Source organism: Oligoflexus tunisiensis (genome assembly GCF_001748245.1).
GTDB classification, from domain to species: Bacteria; Bdellovibrionota_B; Oligoflexia; order Oligoflexales; family Oligoflexaceae; genus Oligoflexus; species Oligoflexus tunisiensis.
Genome location: NZ_BDFO01000001.1, coordinates 4437383 through 4456376, shown reverse-complemented (window position 1 = coordinate 4456376; position 18994 = coordinate 4437383). Strand labels below are relative to the sequence as shown.

The window sequence follows — 18994 nt, the reverse complement described above, 5'->3', positions numbered from 1 at the left end:
GTGGTTTGACGAAAGCCTGGAGGCTCGGCATGAGCCTCCAGTGGCTCGATTCAGGATTCAGGCATCTTCATAGAGCCAGGTCGAGAGATAACGTTCTCCCGTACTGGGTATGACCGCCACGATCTGCTTGCCCTTGGCTTCCGGTCGGGCAGCTACCTGCAGCGCGGCCGCGAGAGCCGCACCCGAGGAAATGCCCGCAAATATACCTTCCTCTTTGGCGAGGCGGCGGGCCCAGTCACCGGACTCTTCATTGGAGATTTTGATGACTTCATCGATGAGCGAGGTGTCGACGATCGGGGGAATAAAGCCGGCGCCGAGGCCTTGGATTTTATGCGGACCGGGTTGACCACCGGAGAGCACCGGGGAATCCTTGGGTTCCACTGCAATGGCCTTGAAGGACGGCTTCAGCTTTTTGATTACCGAGGCCACGCCCGTGATGGTGCCGCCGGTGCCCACGCCCGAGATCAGATAATCGACTTTGCCATCGGTATCCTCCCAGATTTCCAGAGCTGTCGTTTTCTTATGGATCTCGACGTTGGCCGGATTGTTGAACTGCTGCGGCATGTAATAACCGGTATTCTGTTCCCGAATTTCCTCGGCCTTGGCGATGGCCCCCTTCATGCCCTTTTCACCCGGCGTCAGCACAAGCTGGGCACCCAGGGCCTTGAGAAGTTTGCGGCGTTCCACGCTCATGGTCTCCGGCATGGTGAGAACCAGCGGGTAACCTTTTTGAGCGGCAACAAAGGCCAGGGCGATCCCGGTGTTGCCACTGGTGGGTTCGACGATGGTCATGCCGGGTTTCAATTCGCCGCTTTTTTCCGCAGCTTCAATCATCGCGAGACCGATACGATCCTTGACGCTGGAAAGAGGATTGAAAAATTCCAGTTTGAGAAGGATATCGCCGGGCAGGCCCTTGCCGATTTTGGTCAGGCGGACCAGGGGGGTATTGCCGATGGTTTCCAGGATGCCGTTGGCGATCTTGGGACGGTGACGACGTTCGGACATGTTGAGTTCTCCTCTGTGAGTGCATGAAGGATGGTGTTATCAGATGCCATCACCATCAGTAAAATACGATGAGAGATAGCGCTGCTGTGTGACGCGACTTCGCGGCTCGACACTTTCGGTGACCCAGACGTTGCCACCGATCGTGGAACCCTCGCCGATGTTGATCCGTCCCAGGACCGTGGCACCGGCGTAAATGGTCACCCCGTCACCGATAATCGGATGCCGGGCATTTCCTTTGACAACAATTCCTTTGTCGTCACGATAAAAACGTTTGGCACCGAGCGTCACACCCTGATAGAGCGTGACGTTCTTGCCGATGACCGCGGTTTCTCCAATAACCACCCCGGTGCCATGATCAATAAAGAAGTGCGCTCCAATCTGCGCTCCGGGATGGATATCGATGCCGGTCTCCTCATGCGCCAGCTCCGCGATCAGCCGGGGCAGGAGGGGAATATTATGCCGATAGAATATATGGGCGATGCGGTGATAGCGCACGGCTTTGAAACCAGGATAACAGATGATGATCTCCAGGGGATCATCCGTGGCCGGATCATTGTTCAGTGCGGCCTCGATATCGGAACGCAGGAGATGCTCGATCGCCTGCATCTCCCAAATCAGAGCCGTGGTCGAGACCGAAGCCAGCCGCGGATGCTCCTGGCCGTAGGTATGCTGCAGATAGACGAGCAGCTTTTCGATGACCGGAGCAACCTTGTCGGCAAAAAACTGCTCCTTGTCCGTCTCGAAAAGAAGACCCGCCGTGACCAGCCGCACCAGCTGATGAATATCATCCTGAAACGCACAGAGCAGCTTATGCTCCAGTCGGTGTTCACTGAGTCTTTCGCTCAAAGTTCTGGGAGTGCCCATACTTCATCTCCTGCAAAGGGTCATCAGCTCTATGAATCCCTTTATACCGCTTCTCATGGAACAGGTCCAATCCCTTTCCTCTGCAAAGTTTCCCTCAAATGCCCAATCCATCCTGATAGACACCGATGCCGCGCGAAGCCAAGCGTCGGCGCAGGAATTGTCCCTCGCGACCGTCCTCGACCACAAGGTTCCAGCCGAGTTCCAGAAGACTTTCCACAGATTGCTGCTGAATTTCCAGGGTGTTTTTTTGCAAGAAGCCTTTGGGCAAAAAGAGCCAGCCGGGTTTCCCACGCTTTTCCTCCCAGATGGGGTCATCAGCGGCAGCCAGATGCAACTGATCCGGGCGCAGGCCGTCGCCTTCGAGCGGAGTATCGATCATGCCGGCCGCCACGGTTCGATAGCTGCGGGGATCGATCAAAATAAAGGCACCAAGGGCTCGCGATCTTTGATAGGGCTCCGCATAAAGAGGCCGTGAACTTTCGATTTCCACCGCGGCGATGTCATTGAGCTGAAGGCCCTGCGCCGGTCCCGGGGCAAGTGTCGTCAGATCAAAGCGATGTTGCAGCCGGCTGATCTGAGCCCGCGCGGTTTGCGTTCCAAGTCGCACGATATAACGCTCATCCGAACGCCAGGGATCTTCATCGAACCAGACGAGTTGCGCCTGCCACTGGCGGGTGGGAACCGGAACATTCGTCTCGGTCACGACAAGACTGCCGCGGTCGAGATCGCGTTCATCCTCGAGGGCGACGGCCACGGCATCACCCGCTTTCGCAACGTCTGCCTTCTGACCGGAACGGTAAATGGCAGCGACCCGGCTGGTCTGTTGCGAGGGCAGGATGGAAATGGGATCGCCGACGCGCAGCTGTCCTTCGGCCACCGTTCCCGCCGCCAGCCGCTGACCGCTGCTGTCCCGCAGAATGATTTGAATGGGCAGCCGCAGTTCCTTGCCCGCTTGGGCGCGTGAGGGCAGGGCGTCGAGAACATCGAGCAGAGCCGGACCCTGATACCAGGGTGTGAGTCCGCTTTTGCTGCTGATATTATCGCCCCGCAGAGCGCTGACCGGAATGACATGAAGCGACTGATCAGGCTTGATCCATTCCAGGGCGCGGAACTCATGTTCGATTGCCTGAATGCGCCCGGCATCATAGTCAATCAGGTCGATCTTGTTGAGGGCCAGAACCAGATGCGGCACACCCAAAAGATGGGCGAGGTAAGCGTGGCGCCGGGTCTGCTCCAGGATTCCATGCCGGGCATCCACGAGCAGGATCGCGACATCCGCAAGCGAGGCGGCGGTGACCATGTTGCGTGTATACTGCACATGACCGGGCGCATCCGCGAGGATGTATTTCCTTTGGCTGCTCGAAAAATACTTATAAGCCACGTCGATGGTGATGCCCTGCTCGCGCTCGGATTTCAACCCATCGGTGAGCAGGGAAAGGTCGAGTTCACCCTGAATGCGTTTCGAATTTTCAATCGCGGCCAGCTGATCATCAAAGACCGCGCGGGCCTCATACAGAAGGCGGCCGATCAGGGTGGACTTGCCGTCGTCCACACTGCCCGCGGTGGTGATGCGCAGAAGCGAACGTGCCTTTGCCTGTGTCATCAGAAATACCCCTCTCTTTTCTTCAGTTCCATGGATGCGTCCTGATCATGATCGATGACGCGGGTTGAACGTTCGGAACTCCGCGCCTCGAAGAGTTCGCTGATGATATCATCCAGATCGCGCGCGCTCGAACGGATGGCGCCAGTGCAGGGGCTGCAGCCCAGGGTGCGGAAGCGGCAAAGCACATTCTTCGCGTCACTGGAATACCAGCGTGGATCATCGTCATCGAGCGGAATGAGACTCGTGCCCTTGTCCAGAACGCGGCGTTCATGCGCGAAGTAGAGGGGAACGATTTCGATGTTTTCGCGCTTGATATAATGCCAGACATCAAACTCCGTCCAGTTGGAAAGGGGAAAGACGCGCATGTTCTCCCCTTCATGCACCCGGGTGTTGTAGAGGTTCCAGAGTTCCGGCCGCTGGTTTTTCGGATCCCACTGGCCATGACGATCGCGGAAGGAAAAGATTCTTTCCTTCGCCCGCGAGCGTTCCTCATCACGCCGCGCGCCGCCGAGGGCCGCGTCGATGCCATGTTTTTTCAGGACCTGCAGAAGGGCTTCGGTTTTCAGAAGAGCACAGCAGGCCCGGGTTCCCAGGCGAAAAGGGTTGGTGCCGTCGGCAATCGCGGGTTCATTGCGATGCACGATCAGCTCCACCCCCAACTTTTTCGCCATGCTGTCACGGAACGCGTACATTTCCTTGAACTTGAATCCGGTGTCGACGTGCACCAGAGGAAAGGGGATTTTTCCCGGAGCAAAGGCTTTCACCGCCAGATGCAGCAGGACCGAGGAATCCTTCCCCACCGAATAGAGCATCGCCGGTCTTTCATAGTTGGCGGCGACCTCGCGGAGGACCTCGATGCTCTCCGCTTCCAGATCATTTAAATAGGTATTGTCAAAGGGATGCCGGGGCATGCTGATCCTCTCTTTTGGCTGGGGAATGCAGTCCGCATTCCTTGTGACTTTGATCCTCCCACCACCAGCGCCCGGCCCGCTCCTCCTCATGAGGCTCGATGGCCCGGGTGCAGGGCGCGCAACCTATGCTGGCATAACCTCTGTCATGCAGAGGATTGTAAGGAAGATTGTGAGCTTTGATGTAGGCCCACACATCCTGCCGCGACCAGGAAATCAAGGGACTGATCTTCAAACGTTCCGCTTCGTCGAGGGCAAAGAGCGCGACGGTCGATCGCACGGGGGATTGTTCGCGTCGCAGGCCGGTGAGCCAGGCTTTTTTTCCAGCCAGGGCCCGCTGCAGCGGCTCCACCTTACGAATGTGGCAGCACTCCTTGCGGCGTGCGGCACTTTCATAAAACGCATTGGGACCGTGCCGGGTCACAAAGGGTTCGAGCGCCGCAGGATCCGGATAATAAAAGCGAAGGCTGAGATCATAACGGATGCGCCAGCGTTCGATGAGATCATAGGTCTCGGGTGGCAGGCGTCCCGTATCGAGAACAAAAATTTCCGGGCGGACGTCGAGCTGCAGAGCCAGGTGCATCAGCACAAGGTCCTCAGCCCCAAAGCTGCTGGCGAGGGCCAGCTCGGGAGCAAACCAGCGCGCGGCGAGCTGCACGATATCGAGCGCCGGCCGCGACGCATGGCGCTGATTCCAGTCCTTCAGCTGATCGCTCGTGATCGGCGCCGCGTGCTTCATAGGAGTGCTCCCAGACGTTCAGCCCCGATGCGCTGGGCAAAGTCGCCGAGATATTCATCGCGTCCGCCTTCCGCCTTCCAGAAACCCAGGATCCTGTCGAAAGCCTGAGGCAGATCATCGATTTTAACCTTGTCCTTGATCTTGAAGGCGAGACGTTGACCTTCCGGTTCGCCGCCCAGGAAAATCGCATACTGCCCCGGCATCTGACCGACGAGGCCGAGTTCCGCGGAATAGGGGCGGGCACAGCCGTTGGGGCAGCCCGTGATCCGCACCGTCGGGGCTTTTTCGTTGAGTTCATAGCGATCCAGGACTTCCTGGATTTGACCAAAGACCTGAGGACCCACGCGTTCACTTTCAGCCAGCGCCTTCATACAGGTCGGCAGGGCCACGCAGGTCAGGGCCCGATCATAAAGTTTGCGCGGGCTCAGGGGATTAAGACCGTGGCTGTCGAGCCAGGTTTCAATCGCACGCTTATCCTGAGGCCGGATCCCGGAGAGTATCAGGTCCTGTTCCGCGGTGAGCTGCACCGACGTTTGATACGTTTCAATGATATGCCGCAGGGCGGATTTCAATGGACGGTCACTGTCGATCAACCGACCGGAGAGGGTATGAAAGCCCAGGGAAAGCGTTCCATCCCGGGCTTCAATCCAGCCGAGATACGAGGGTGTTTTCCAGGGCGGCAGAGGGCGATCTTCAAATTGCAGTTGGGCTCGCTGACTGACCTCATTTTTGAACCACTCCACGCCGCGCTTATCCAGAAGGTACTTGAGGCGGGCGAAGGTGCGATTTTCCCGATTGCCGTGATCACGCTGCGTAAAAACCACAGCCTCGGCCACGGGCACCAGGGCCTCCTGAGGAATCCAGCCGAGCAATTCCGCAAGACGCGGATGAGTTTCCGTATCATTGTGCGACATGCCCATGCCACCGCCGACGAAAACGAAGTAACCTTCGAGCTGATCCTTGTGATCAAAGGTGGCGGCAAAACCGAGGTCCTGCGCATAGATGTCGATCGAGTTGTTGCCAACCGCGGTGAGGCCGATTTTGAATTTGCGCGGCAGATAAGCCTTGCCGTAGATGGGATCCTCTATTTCCTCGACCACCGGCTCGCCGTCGAGGAAGATTTCAAAGTAGGCGTTGGAAGCCACAGTAAAATGTTTGGAAAGCCGGGTCGCCGGTTCATCGAGCTGCGCGAGACGCGGATCACCCCAGGGGTTGACGGACTGGGTCACGTTCCGCACAACATCCCCGCAGGCACCCGTTGTGCTGCTGAGCGCGGCCCGGATTTCCTTGAGAACGGGTTTCACGTTCGCCTTGAGGACACCATGCAGCTGCAGCGACTGCCGCGTGGTGATGCGCAGTCCGGCATTGGCATAGCGCGAGGCGATATCATCCCAGGCAACCCATTGCTGCCAGGTCAGACGCCCGCCCGGGATGCGGCCGCGCACCATCATGGTGAAAGGTTTGGGGCCGGTCGACTCCTCACCGGGTTTTTTCTTGTCACGGTCCTTGTATTGATACATGCCGTGAAATTTCAGAAGGTTTTCGGCGTTGCCGGTAAAGCGCGGGGCATCGCTGTTGATCTCCTCGGGAAGCGTGCCGCGCAGTCCCCGTGATTCCTCTTTCAGAAACTCGATTTTGCTTTTTTCCTGACTCATCGCGTGGATTCTCCTGCTTGTGCATAGTGGGGTTGTTCGGTCCGCCAGTTGTTTTGCCAGATCTGCAGCTGCTCCTTGAGACGGCGCATGCGCTGGGTGGGATCCGGTATCAGGAGGCGGACATTCCTCCGAAGGACAGCGAGCTGCCCGAGTTCATCACTAAGGTCCTGCGGCAAGGCCTCTTCCAGCCAAAGACGCAGGGCACGCGCCACACCAGGGAAAAGACCCTGGGTGGAGATGGCGATCTGCAAAGGACCGCGTTCGATCTGAGCTCCGAAATAAAAATCGGCAGAGGTCGGTTCATCAACCGCATTCACCAGGATGCCCCGGGCTCGTGCCGCCGCGGCGATGCGGGCATGCACGGCGCTGTCGTTGACCGCGGAAATCACGAGCACGTGACCCGCAACGTCGTTGGCAAAGAAGGGCCGGGTTTCATAAGTCAGCTGGTGCCGCTGCAAAAGCTCCTGCGTTTCCGCAGCCCAATGCCGGGCGATGACCCGCACGCGCGCTCCGGCCTGAAGGAGCTTTTCCAATTTTTCCCGGGCCACCGTCCCCCCACCCACGAGGAGCACCGGTTTGTCCTGAAGATCAATGAATATGGGCAGCAAGGACATGAGGAGCCTCCTGAAAAAGGTTGGTGAAGCTTTGCGATTTCGCATCCATAAAGCGCACATTGTCACCGAGGTAGATGATCACCGGACCTTGCCCGACGCGCTGGTAGCCCAGGGCCAAAATACTTTGAATGGTGGTCTGGAATGCATGGCTGGAGCCATCATCTGCGCTTTCGATCAGAGCGAGTGGGCTGGCTGGATCCCGTCCATGCTCCAGAAGTTTTTCCAGGGTGCCCTGCAGTTTCTCAAGGCCCATGAAGATCGCGACCGTTCCCCTGTAGCGCGCGAGGTCCTGCCACCATTGAGGATCCTCGGGCAGGTGATGGCCCTGAATCGCTCGGAATTCATTGCTTCCGGTGCGCAGAGTCAAAGGCAGAGTGAAGCCGGCTGCGATTCCATTGAGGGCGCTGACGCCTGGAATCACCCGGTATTCCACACCCGCTTCGCGCAGGGCTTCCACTTCCTCTGCGCCACGGCCGAAGATGAAGGGATCACCGCCCTTGAGACGAACCACGAACCTGCCTTTTTGGGCATGGGATACGATCAAGGCATTGATTTGCTGCTGCGCGAGCGCGTGACGACCGCAGCGTTTGCCGACGTAAAGCGCCTTCGCCTTTTTGGGAAAAAGCGCACGGAAATCAGCGGAAAGAAGCGCATCATAAAGAATCACATCGGCGTTTTGCAGGGCTTTCAAACCCGCCAGAGTCAGATAATCGACGTGACCCGGCCCAGCCCCAACGAGGGCGACAAATCCTGAACGCATACTTGCACTCCCAAGTGTTGGTCAAAACCAAAGCCGCAAGGACTCAAGGCTCTGGATCAAAGACCAGCGCGTTTTATTAAATTTTGAAGAGGAAGAAAAAAAACGACGCTGTTCTTTAACAACAGCAACAGAGGCAACACAGACAGGAGGCAAGGCGGAGGGAGGCGAGCGAGTCTTGAGCAAGCGGTGAGCTTGTCGGCCTTGATCGTAAGTCTTGTGTTATGTCACGCATGATATACCTCTGTGGGAAACAGCTCTCAGGATGTGAACATGCCTGAGGTCAATTTTGAAGTCAATCCTGAATGCCGCACGAATCGGAAGGCATCAGACGGGGAAACTACGATATGGAAAGGTCAATCTGTCCTCGGCTGATAAGGACCCGGTTTTCGATGTTAATCAAATTGCCCGGTTAGGACGGATAGACCTACGTCTGCGTCGAACCCGAGCCGCCTCAACCACAGGTCCCGTCCGGGGGAGGAGGCGCCTAGGTTCAATATTTTTCACACCATCCGGTCAGATTTTTTCCAGATGAATCGTGCATTCCAGCTCATCCCCACGATGGCAGGCGAAAATCCCCGAATGGGCCTGCGCATCCCAGAGCATCGCTTTGCACACCCGCTCATCTGAACTCACAGTGACCGAGTCTCCCTCGTCCTGGTCATACACCCTGCCCGCGGACATGCGATTGTCAGGAAAACCAAAGTCGGTTCCCGTTGTCAGAATATAGGTTCGTTCCAACGCGACACTTTCCAGCGTGATCGTGAGCACTCCCTCCGTTTGGGCATTGGGGCAATCGGACTTGACCTGGTAACTCCCTTCGGCAAAGACGCGGGAATGGGTCGGCGAGGATGTCGCGAGTGCTGTGACCACGGCGAGAGTGAAGGCCAGCCAACTAGAGATGCGGGATATCATAAGCCACTCCAAGGAAAAAATTAGGGCCGGCTTTGGGATAAAGGCGAACCATGGTGTTGAGACTCCATGAAGGTGCAACTTTATAGGCTGCTGTGAGCGCCAGGTGAAGGGGCTCCAGCACCAGAAGATCGTAGGTTTCCGTCCGTGTTTCACTGCCGACCGGGGCACGCAATCTGACCTTGCCGGCGAGGCCTTTGGCGGTCATGAGCTCGGCACCCAGAATCAGATGGGGTACGAGGTTCTCATCCTGAAGACGAAACCCGAACTGTGCGAACGTTGTCTCGCGTTCCAGTTGAAGCTGTCCGCCCGGATAGGATTCTTCAAGCTCAGCCGCCACATGACCCAGGCCAAGGATCCAGGCACTTCCAAAGCGACCGATGGAATGAAAGGTTAGAAGATACGATGCTTCCACCTGGATGCCTTTCAGTTCCTTGTCGTTGAACAGCGCATTCTGATAGCCATCCGCATAGTGATGATTATCCACGATGGTGTTGCCCACTGCGCGCCCGAGATGCAAGGCCAACGTGTCCCCTTGGGCCTGTGAGGCCGTGCCGAGGAGAACCCCAAAGACGAGCGGTTTAATTGGATGCATGAAACCTTCCCCGTAGATGACGATGGAAAAGAGCCGCCAGAGGCAGCATGATGATGGCGAACAGATCCGTGGGATCTCGCACCACGGTCACCCTCACGCCACACATGGCATAAAGGGCGGTGTAGAGAGCGACCACCGTGGCGCTGGTTTTGAGTGTAGCAAAGGCCAGACAGGTAAACCCAGCACAGCCCAGGAAGACAGCCTCGGACTGCTGCCAGCGCGGTCTGATGAGGCTTATGGCATCGATCAACAAAAAGGGAAAGAAAAAGAGCCCTGCAAAATCAGAGAGCTTGCCGGTGACAAGGCCCGCCAGGTCACTTTGTTTAAGGTAGTGATCGTTGAAGGCAACCAAAAGAACAGCGATCAAAACCAGAGGATATTCACAAAAAAAACGGTTCACACGTGACCTCACGATTCGCCATGAAATCTTATCATAGCCCCTTCAGCCCCTGGCATATTTATTGAAGTCTGCGGCACTGACCTCCAACGTCACTTCAAACCAGGCGGGAGACCATGCAAATAGAAGATTTTTTCCAGACCGTCAATGATACAAATATCGCTGAACTCGTGCCGCAGTTCTATCGCGAGGACATCCAGTTCCGTGATCCTTTGGTGGCCCTGCAGGGACGTGAGGCGCTGATCGTCTATTATCAAAAGCTGTTCGCCGGCGTGGACGCGGTGCAAATCGTTTTTGGAGAGCACCTGGAAACGGGCGATTCGCACATGATCGCCTGGACCTTGACGTTGCGTGCGGGCCGACTGAACAACGGCAACCCCTTTCACCTGGATGGCATCTCGCATATCAAATATGCGGGTGGGCTCGTTTATTACCACAGGGAATATTTCGATCTCAGCGTCGTGCTTTTTGAGAAATTGCCGGTGATCGGGGGACTCATGGGCTGGCTGAAAAAGCAAAACCGGCCCGACCTGTCCTGGCAGACCGTTTAAAAATGGAACGTAAACATCTGAATTGACGCCAGGTATCATCAATCCTTCACTCACGTCCAAATTTGCACCGATAAGTATTTCATACAACCCTGGAGAAACTGGAGAGCATAGTGCGGTGCAAAATATCCATTTTCCTGACCCTATGGCTGGCAGGCCTCGCCTGCACCGAAGCTAAGCTGGACAGTGGCCCCGTGGCACCCGGGCAGACCATGGACAAGGGCATCCTTTTGGATCCGCAGGCGATCGAATCCTCGGACGCGGAAGCCAAAGCTGCAAGCACAGACGACGAACGGGTTGCGCCTCCGAGCAATATCGCGGGGGCTTATTTGATTTGTGCGGAGACTCAGGCCGCCACGGCAGAGCTTCCCGAATCCAATGTGAATTGCGCCCTGAAGGATCCCATGACCCATAACAAGGTCTCGCTGGCCTCCTATCAATCCTATTCCTGGAACTATCAGGTTCCGGCTGGCAGCAACCTCGTGGTGACCATGAGCCAACTCCCGCGGGATCCTGACTGGCACGTTCAATTCCTGATCAAAGGCCCGGCCTTGGCCGACATTCAAAATCAGATGGGTCAGCTGATGTTCACTCTGGATCTGCAGACGGCGGAGGGTGTAAGCAGCCAGCAGACGTCCACGGTCAAGCCGCAGCTGGTCAGCTGGCTTTCGCTGGCCGGGGCGTCCGCACCGGCAGCCGCCGCGCGCGGTGGAACGGAGCACACCACCAATCCTCTTTGGATCTGTCGAATTTATCATGAAAATGAGATTATTCCGGCCAAGCTGATTGTTCATTTCAATAACCCGCAGGCCACCAGCTGCTATGGAACATACAATGGCGCCAGCGTCGGCTCGCAAAGTTCCGATGCGCTGACCGTGCTGGCGAAAAGTGAAGTCCTCCTGATCAATCAGGGGACCTTCGACGAATACCTGGAATGGGTCCCGGCCGCAAATGGCGAAAAGCCTGCGCGAGCCTTTGTTACGGGAATCGATGCCGCAGGGGCTCCCCTCTATAGCTGTCGCGGCAATCAGGATGGGACTGACATCATTCCTGGTGTCCTGAGGCCGGGTGCCAACGGCTGCGTGCATGAGTGGTATGGAGCCGCCGAGCGCACCACCTATGAGGTGCTGGCCTGGAAAAGGTCCGTGCCCCTGTAACATTCCCAAAGCTCGGAGAACACGATATACTGGCTTCAAAATCATGTGTATCGGGGACTTTGGATGCGGGCGCGGTTGATCCACTCAACTCTCGATGTCTGGCTGCTCGGTGGGATTCCTATCCTGGCCATCATTCTGGGACTTCTGGTTCCTGCCGCGGCGCATGACCCCTTGCGTCCCACCATACCCTATGCGCTTATTCTGTTTTCCTATCCCCATTTCATGGCGTCCTATTATGCCTTTTACCGGCACAAATCGGTCTGGTCAAAGCACTGGTTCGCAGCCCTCCTTGTGCCTCTCAGCCTGATCGCGATCCTGTCTGCACTGCTTCAGGCAGGACAGCAGGAGTCCATGCATACGCTGGCCCAGGTCGCGCTGGTCCTCCTTTACTGGCATTATTTGAAACAGAGCTATGGCAGCTGCATCTGGCTCGGTAGAATGCGGAGCGATGGGCTGCAGGCCTTTCCCCGCAATCTTCTGCTGGGTGCCTGCCTTCTGATCGGTTGCCTCGGCTTTTTTATGGTGCAGGGCCAGAGCAGCCATGGACTGGTGTTTGGCATGTATCTGAAGTTTCTGCCCATGCCCCCCGAATTCCAGCTGCTCATGCGGGGGCTGGCGTTGCTTGGGGTTCTGTTCTGCTGTCTTTATGCCCTCCGACTGGATGTGAAGGCACGCGCGCCGCGAGCGACTCTTGCGCTTTTGCCTCTGATCGCGCTGTGGGTCTGGTTCGAACCTTTCTTTCAAAACCCCATCACGCTCATGATACTGCCCGCCCTCCATGGCCTTCAGTATCTGCCATTTGTCGGACGGGTGCTGTGGAATGATCTGCATGATCGATCGCAGCGGGCCTATGTGTTCGGAGGGCTTTGTCTGCTTTTGATCGGCGGTGGTTTTGCCATCTTTCATCTCGTGCCAAGGCAGCTCGCAGGTCTGGAGATCGAAGGACTGGCAGGGGCCAGTTTGATCTTTCTGAACGTGCATCATTATTTTATCGACGCCAGCATATGGCGCCTGAGCCAGCCCGAAGTTCGCGAGCGGCTCCTGCGGGGGCAGACGACTTTGGGATGAACTAGATGGAACCCTGCAGGATGAGTTCACTGGAGAACACCATCACCTGCTTTTCCAGGCGGCGGTCATACGAGAGTATATAAACCGTCGCGGATTTATATTGGGTCACCGAGGGCACGACGTGTGTCTCGAACTGATTTTTGCCGCAGATTTTGCTGGTCTCCTTGGGATCCTTCAGAGCAATCGCGACAAAGTCACTGGTGTCGAGCGTGCTTTCCACCGGAGCTCCCCCCATATCAAAGCAGGCAACATAGGCCATGGACGAGCGTCCTCCGTCGCGGCTCAGAGGCGGAAAGATACGGAGTTCAGCCACCAGCCGGGAGATCGACCGATCCATGAGGTGGCGGGCCTTCATGCGCTTTTCGAGAAGGCTCATGTTTTCTTCCTGAAGACTCATCTTCTTCATCGCAAAATTAATCAGGAAAGCCAGCAGCCCGGCTGCGATCAGGACTTCAATCAGACTGAAACCTGCCTGGTTATGTTTCATAGTGTACTCTCGACTATATAGAGGGGACCGGCTGTTTCATACTGGAGGAGATTGAATCCTATCCGTTCATCCAATGGGGGATAGCTGGCCTCATAGCGTTTGAAACCGCCGCCACAGTCATCAAGATATTCATCCGGCTGTCGCGGTAGGAACGGCGTCCGTGCGGCGATCGGCAGGAAAAAGTTGGTCGCAGTACTGGAGGCCAGCGCCTTGACCTGATTGCGAAACAGCGATATGCCGTCGGGCAGGTTCACTTCAATCTGCCCAGTGGCGTTGGGGCTATAGATATAGAGCTCGGCCCCCGGATCCCCTGTAACGGCGATGCCATTGGCAATGAAGTGGCCAAAAATCGCATATTTTCCAGGCTCGGCCAGGTTAATCCTTAAAAGACCCGCGCTCACCAGACCACAGAACATATTATCACCGGGACTGAGATTCACGGTCAGTGTGCTGCCGCGGTCCATGAACTGCATGACCGGAATCATCAGGGTATCCGGGCCACAGGACGTCGAGGCCTTGTCGAAACCACCAGGAGCGGGAACCGTCGTGAGACTGCCGCGGATATTGGAATAGGCGGAACCTGCGGAACAGTCGAGCGAGGTGACTGCATTTCGCGACTGGGGCAGGGCATATCCCGTTTTATTATTGATATAGAAATAGTCAAAGCCATGATTCCAGGCCGGCGTGCTATTGGGAAGGAACGTATTCAACACCGGGGAATTCAAAACATCCGTTTCGATGCCTTTGGTGAAGGCCGTCCTGAACCTGCCCATATCAAGATTATTTGCGTCTGAACTGAGAAAGCGACTGCGGACGTAAAAGGTATCCCTGAAGGTGATCCTGTCGGAACCGTTGGCGGCATAAATCTGGTTCACGGGAACGCTGGTTGGGTTCGCATGAAACACAGGACCGGTGAACGTCACCTTGGGCCCCACGCTGCTGATCAGGGGGCTTTGGGATCCCATCAGAATCACATTGAACTGATCGAGGGAGGCGACCCGCAGCCGCAAACCATGCGAATGGCTCACCTGCCGGGGCGGACTGCGACCAGCGGGGTCGGTGATCATCAGCTTGACGAAGACCCGCAGGTTTTTGGTCAAAGCCTTGGGGTCATTGGAAAGCTCCATCAGCTCCAGTTGGATGCCGTTGACGTTTTTGGCTTCATCTTCCGTAAGGATACAGGGCAGGTTGATATTCGGTCCGGACCTGGAGACCGTATAGGACGGAGCCTTGGTCGAGAAATTTCGAAAGGCGCGCAAGGTATTGTCCAGCGAGGGACAGGAACTTTGAGCCGTGAGCCCCAAACGGAGCCGTCCCACAATATTCATCAGCATCGACTGCCCGACCGAACCCAGGCTGACCGCCTTATAGCGCGATCGCACATGGTGCGAGGAAAAAACGAGAGATCCCGCGATGAAGATGGCGGCAAACGCCACCATAAAGATCGAGGTCCCACCCGCCTCAGGCGACGAGCCGATGAATGTGTGGAACCGCCTCATCGGAGTATCGGACCTCCGTCCTTGTCGTTTTTGCAGTAGAAGATGCCGAGGCAGCCGATCCCGCGAACATTGAAGCGCAAGAGATAGCTCTTGGTCATGACCGAGGGCGGCGTTGTGGGTTGACCCTGGGTCAGAAGCATCGGTTGAAACGTTTCCGTACTCATTCCGAAGACGGAATTAAAGTTTCCATTCGAGCCTTTATACTTGTTGATCGTGCCCATGGCGAACGAGCCCTCCGGATGTTTCATGGAGGCGGAATGGGAGCTTTTCGGTGATGCCACGTTGATCGGTTGCGATCCGAGCAGTTTATTCAGGTAGAGCTGATTATCCGCCACGCAATTATCCTTGGGTCTTTGATACGTGTTGCTTAAAGCGATCTGGCTTTGTTGCATCAAGGCGGCCCGGGTCAGAACCTTGGCCACCTCGAGCTGCGACGCCAGAAACTGGGCCTCGGTGGGAAGGGCGGCCGGCATCAAAAAGCCTTTGAGGATGGTGTCAAGATTCTTCCCATCCAGCCCACTCAGGGCGAGACAGGTCAACTGCATCGGATACGGTTCCCAATCAAATTTGCCCGTGGGCTCGATACCGGTGATGTCGTTGCGGGAACAGGTGGCCTTGCCATAGAACTGACTGTGAAGTCCGGCGAGACGATTCCAGACGTCACCTGCGAGAGCCTGCTGATAGGTTGTGACATCGGTGGCGGCGGCCGGGAAGGGCAGGGCACTGACCGCTTGCGCCAGCTTATAGAAATAATCATTGGCAATGGTCCCGGCGCCGGAGCCTACCGTGAGCTTGACGCCATCGACATCCGTCGCCACTGTAAACTTTTCCAGGCTTGAGACGGCCGTGGCCGCCGTCAGAGCGCTATCGATCGTACTGAGCGCGGCGCTCTGCAGTGACCTGGTCACGGTGTGAGGCTTGGGAAAACTCTGACTCGTGCTGCTCGGATTCAGGACGTTCTTGCACATCATCACCGAGTAGTAGAGGTTGTAATTCTGAGGCGTGGAGGCCGTCATGCGAAATCCAGCGGACATACTCAGGCTGGTCAGCGATTCATTGACCATCTCGAGGATGTTCCTGGTATTGCCCTGTTTGCCGATCTCGGCCAGAGTCTCTGTCCTTCCATTGTTGGAGGTCAGAACACCGGTCGCGAGGGGAAACCAGGTGCTTTCCGTTGGGATGGGATTGCTGGCATTGGCCGGCGTGGCCCAATACCCCAGCACAAAGGAAACGTTTTTGTTCGTAACAAATTCCAGAGCCGGGCTAGCATGGGACAGAATGGCCACATCCGCATCTCCACAGTACTGGATGGTGGACAGCCTCACGGAACCCAACTCCGGATAATCCGCGAGCAGACGCTGATCATCACGCGGACGCGGCAGATGGTTGCTGATCGTGCCACCAACGGAGAGCTGGACTCCCTTCTCGGCCTGGGCCAAGGGTGGACTCGTGAAAAATGCAGACAGTGTCAAGGCCGCTGTCGGACCGATCGCGCGGAAAATCCCATGGATTTCAATTTTCATCTCTCCCCCTCATTCGTAGATAAAGAAAGACACATCCTGAGTGCCGATTTTCCTCGCAAAGACCCCATAGGCGTTCTTGTCCACATCATTCAGCACGACATCAACCTGGGCTTCCCTGGCGCCGGTAATTTTTTTCGAGAGCAGACGCTTTTTCTTGCCTTTGCTTTTCTCGAAATAATAACCCTTGAACTCGATGGGTATGGCCAGCAGCTGGGCGCGAACTTGCTCGCTGTGATAAAAGTGAAGCATCCGCCGGGCATCGATCGGTGGCGTGAAATCCGAATGGCTCGCCATATGAATCGACGCGTACTGGGTCGGGAACATGAACTGTGATTCACCCTGCAAACCCCAGGTTCCAAGCCCTGACGCCGTCACAGGAATGCCAAGCGGCGCGCCGCTGATGGGCTGCAGTTCAATGGCAAAGTGTCCCTCCAACGTCGAGGTATCCGCCATGGGATTGAGGGCCTTGGCGATTCGATCACAGCCCTTGTTGTTGCAGTCGATGACCTGACCGATTTTTTGAACAAAGTACTGGTCCGGGTTATAACCGTTGAAGACGACCATGAGTCGGCCCTTGAGGTCGGCCGCATCGATATCATCGCTGTTGCCACGCATGATCACAAAACGGCCCGCGGCCCCGGAAGGGCTGCTGCTGGCATATTCATCGGCCAGAGTAAAATACGCACCCGAATGCGTCCGGCTCATCATCGTGAACGGCGTGCTGGTTTCATCCTTTAAAACCCAGGTGGCAAAGGTATTCTTCGCGGCCTGGGTATTGTTGATCTTGCTCATGCGGACGATCTTGACCTCGTCCGTGGCTCCTTTCAGGCCTTCCGCCTTCAGACTGGAGTCCAGGTCACTAAAGAATTCAATAGCCCTGGCGTTACCCAATTTGGTGGAGGACGCGACCAGCTTCTTCCCATCCATCCTGTAAACGCAGGGGCCAGGCTTCAGTTTCCCGCCCGCGCTGTCGCAGCCGGTCAGGGGAATCGGCAGCCTCTGAAAGCTGAGAGCCACGTCTGCCAACTGAAGATCAAACATGAAACGCTGACCGAAGCCGCGAAAGGAGCTATCCTGCTTGCCCATGTCGGTGACCTTGCGGGCCTGTTTCATGATGTGGAACATCTGACCATTCGCCACCATTACCACGATGGCAAGCAGTCCCAATCCAAACATGATTTCCAGCAGGCTGTAGCCGGCTTCATTCTTACGTGCTCGATGTGCCATAGACCGTCTCACGAAAATGGGCAGACAATTCTTCACATAAGGGTCGTATCGGCTGAAGGCGGCGCAAAAGGAGGTTTTTTGTTCTTCTCCATGTTCTCGCGGCACTAGCGGGATCTTATTTTTTCTGGGAGTTGTGCAAAATCGGTGGGAAAAGGTGGCGAAATTATCAAGTTAAAACAGTTGGTTACAAGTGGATAAAGGGTGGGCTCCCTCCCGCTTCGCAGCGTGCGGAAGAGAGGAATATCGCAGAGGAAACCGACATTCTTACAGAGAATCCCGCGTTGTGCCCTGCAGATAAAGAGACACGGGAATATATCCTTGTGCCTCGACAAAGATCGCATCGGGAACGGAAATACGGAATGTATGATTTCCCGCGGGTAAATCGCCGAGAGCCACTTCGCGGATGGGGATCACCTGACCCGGGCACCAGTTGCTGAACGAGGCCCACTGCTCCGGCGTGCGCGGCGCCCGACCATAGATGCCGTTGGGCTGCGTATTGTAAACCCGATAGGGTTCGCAGGAAACGCCTCCTGGTTTGTAGGTCAGGAGCAGCTGGTCGTCAAAGTAAATGAAGTGGTTTCTCCGGTTGTATTCCTCGCCACCGGCATTCGCGCCGTGATTGGAGGTGATCAGGTAAAAGCGGGCGTTCTCAACCAGCTTGTCGAGGTGAAACGCGATGGTACGCTCGGTTTTTGTCAGCTCATCCGTGGCACCTGGTTCGTAGTTGTTCAGATTTTTTTTGAAGTTCAGGGGCAGCAAAAAGGTTTTTTCTGCTGCAGGTGAACCACTTTCGGACACGAATTCCGCCGAGCCGTAGAACACATCATTGCGACCCTGGCAGCCGGCGACCTGTTCATTCGCAGCATAAGGCACCCCGAAGACTTCCAGCTCGGCCCAGAAATCAAAGCGTGCGTTCAAGTCGCGATCCTTCAGGATGTCGGCGACGTTGTCGATGCGAAAGCTGTAGGGGACCTGATCCGGTTGCCGATTTTTATCCATGAAGGGTGTGATAAAGCGTCCCAGCTCGATCCGCTGAACCGCGTCGGGCGCATAGGTGGAGGCACCCTTGGGGACCAGGGCCAGATTGAAGTTGCCGATGCGGTCGTAGTTGTCACAGGCGGCCTTGATAACAATATTCAGCGTCAGCTCGCGGCCGAGTGACTGCAGCTCCTGCTCGGTCAGCCTTCTTGCATAAAGGTCATTGCGATGGCGGATGACGCCGGCTGGCGTGGGGGCGTCCACCTTCGAGGCGTAGCCATCATAATAGAGGACCTTGTTAAAGACGGGCGTGGACGTGGCCGCACGGGCCTCGACCTGGAGTAGAACGCAGGCGGCCAGACTGCCAAGTACTCTGAATGTGTGATTCATAAGTAGTTTCCCATACCTTGATGAAGATTGTTGTCCGCCCCTTCCATAAACAATCGCCTGGAAACCGT

The 18994-nt window shown here is 56.3% G+C and carries 19 protein-coding genes; 3 read left to right on the top strand and 16 right to left on the bottom strand.

The window, feature by feature from the left end; translation table 11 throughout:
• Positions 1-57: 57 nt before the first annotated feature.
• From cysK to OLTU_RS18380, 11 genes are all read right to left on the bottom strand, one after another.
• Entirely contained in the window at positions 58-1005 is a 948-nt protein-coding gene (gene cysK / locus OLTU_RS18430) for a cysteine synthase A (protein ID WP_141734233.1), read from the bottom strand.
• Between the two features lie 39 nt (positions 1006-1044).
• A complete protein-coding gene (gene epsC, locus OLTU_RS18425; RefSeq protein WP_141734232.1) occupies positions 1045-1869 on the bottom strand; it encodes a serine O-acetyltransferase EpsC in 825 nt (274 codons plus the stop codon).
• Positions 1870-1963: 94 nt separating this feature from the next.
• Positions 1964-3472, bottom strand: coding sequence for a sulfate adenylyltransferase subunit 1 (locus OLTU_RS18420; protein WP_141734231.1), 1509 nt, complete (start codon positions 3470-3472; stop codon positions 1964-1966).
• Positions 3472-4383, bottom strand: coding sequence for a sulfate adenylyltransferase subunit CysD (gene cysD / locus OLTU_RS18415; protein WP_141734230.1), 912 nt, complete (start codon positions 4381-4383; stop codon positions 3472-3474). Before cysD ends, OLTU_RS18420 begins: the two co-directional genes overlap by 1 nt.
• Positions 4364-5119, bottom strand: coding sequence for a phosphoadenylyl-sulfate reductase (locus OLTU_RS18410; RefSeq protein WP_141734229.1), 756 nt, complete (start codon positions 5117-5119; stop codon positions 4364-4366). The genes cysD and OLTU_RS18410 overlap by 20 nt, the downstream gene beginning before the upstream one ends.
• Positions 5116-6774: an NADPH-dependent assimilatory sulfite reductase hemoprotein subunit gene (locus OLTU_RS18405; RefSeq protein WP_141734228.1), complete on the bottom strand. Its 1659-nt coding sequence runs from the start codon at positions 6772-6774 to the stop codon at positions 5116-5118. The genes OLTU_RS18410 and OLTU_RS18405 overlap by 4 nt, the downstream gene beginning before the upstream one ends.
• Positions 6771-7388 carry a precorrin-2 dehydrogenase/sirohydrochlorin ferrochelatase family protein gene (locus tag OLTU_RS18400; RefSeq protein ID WP_176736746.1) on the bottom strand — a complete coding sequence of 206 codons (618 nt, stop codon included), beginning with the start codon at positions 7386-7388 and terminating at the stop codon, positions 6771-6773. The genes OLTU_RS18405 and OLTU_RS18400 overlap by 4 nt, the downstream gene beginning before the upstream one ends.
• Entirely contained in the window at positions 7363-8148 is a 786-nt protein-coding gene (cobA, locus tag OLTU_RS18395) for a uroporphyrinogen-III C-methyltransferase (RefSeq protein ID WP_141734226.1), read from the bottom strand. Before cobA ends, OLTU_RS18400 begins: the two co-directional genes overlap by 26 nt.
• Before the next feature lie 513 nt (positions 8149-8661).
• On the bottom strand, positions 8662-9060 hold the full coding sequence (locus OLTU_RS18390) for a hypothetical protein (protein ID WP_141734225.1): 399 nt from the start codon (positions 9058-9060) through the stop codon (positions 8662-8664).
• Entirely contained in the window at positions 9041-9652 is a 612-nt protein-coding gene (locus tag OLTU_RS18385) for a hypothetical protein (RefSeq protein WP_141734224.1), read from the bottom strand. The genes OLTU_RS18390 and OLTU_RS18385 overlap by 20 nt, the downstream gene beginning before the upstream one ends.
• Positions 9639-10052: a hypothetical protein gene (locus tag OLTU_RS18380; RefSeq protein WP_141734223.1), complete on the bottom strand. Its 414-nt coding sequence runs from the start codon at positions 10050-10052 to the stop codon at positions 9639-9641. Before OLTU_RS18380 ends, OLTU_RS18385 begins: the two co-directional genes overlap by 14 nt.
• Before the next feature lie 113 nt (positions 10053-10165).
• On the opposite strand from OLTU_RS18380, the gene OLTU_RS18375 reads away from it, so the two are divergent.
• The 3 genes from OLTU_RS18375 (at position 10166) to OLTU_RS18365 (ending at position 12822) form a co-directional block, all read left to right on the top strand.
• Positions 10166-10600 carry a nuclear transport factor 2 family protein gene (locus OLTU_RS18375; protein ID WP_141734222.1) on the top strand — a complete coding sequence of 145 codons (435 nt, stop codon included), beginning with the start codon at positions 10166-10168 and terminating at the stop codon, positions 10598-10600.
• Between the two features lie 110 nt (positions 10601-10710).
• On the top strand, positions 10711-11754 hold the full coding sequence (locus tag OLTU_RS18370; RefSeq protein ID WP_141734221.1) for a DM9 repeat-containing protein: 1044 nt from the start codon (positions 10711-10713) through the stop codon (positions 11752-11754).
• Between the two features lie 45 nt (positions 11755-11799).
• The gene (locus OLTU_RS18365; RefSeq protein WP_218110117.1) at positions 11800-12822 is read left to right on the top strand and encodes a hypothetical protein; all 1023 of its coding nucleotides are present in this window, start codon (positions 11800-11802) and stop codon (positions 12820-12822) included.
• Position 12823: 1 nt separating this feature from the next.
• On the opposite strand, the gene OLTU_RS18360 is transcribed toward OLTU_RS18365, so the two are convergent.
• From OLTU_RS18360 to OLTU_RS18340, 5 genes are all read right to left on the bottom strand, one after another.
• Positions 12824-13309 carry a type II secretion system protein gene (locus OLTU_RS18360; protein ID WP_141734219.1) on the bottom strand — a complete coding sequence of 162 codons (486 nt, stop codon included), beginning with the start codon at positions 13307-13309 and terminating at the stop codon, positions 12824-12826.
• Positions 13306-14808, bottom strand: coding sequence for a hypothetical protein (locus OLTU_RS18355; protein ID WP_141734218.1), 1503 nt, complete (start codon positions 14806-14808; stop codon positions 13306-13308). The genes OLTU_RS18360 and OLTU_RS18355 overlap by 4 nt, the downstream gene beginning before the upstream one ends.
• Positions 14805-16331 carry a hypothetical protein gene (locus tag OLTU_RS18350; protein ID WP_141734217.1) on the bottom strand — a complete coding sequence of 509 codons (1527 nt, stop codon included), beginning with the start codon at positions 16329-16331 and terminating at the stop codon, positions 14805-14807. The genes OLTU_RS18355 and OLTU_RS18350 overlap by 4 nt, the downstream gene beginning before the upstream one ends.
• A 9-nt stretch (positions 16332-16340) precedes the next feature.
• Positions 16341-17558 (bottom strand): hypothetical protein, encoded by a 1218-nt coding sequence (locus tag OLTU_RS18345; RefSeq protein WP_141734216.1) that lies wholly within the window; start codon positions 17556-17558, stop codon positions 16341-16343.
• 264 nt (positions 17559-17822) lie between these two features.
• The gene (locus OLTU_RS18340) at positions 17823-18926 is read right to left on the bottom strand and encodes a peptide-N-glycosidase F-related protein (RefSeq protein ID WP_141734215.1); all 1104 of its coding nucleotides are present in this window, start codon (positions 18924-18926) and stop codon (positions 17823-17825) included.
• Between the last annotated feature and the right edge of the window lie 68 nt (positions 18927-18994).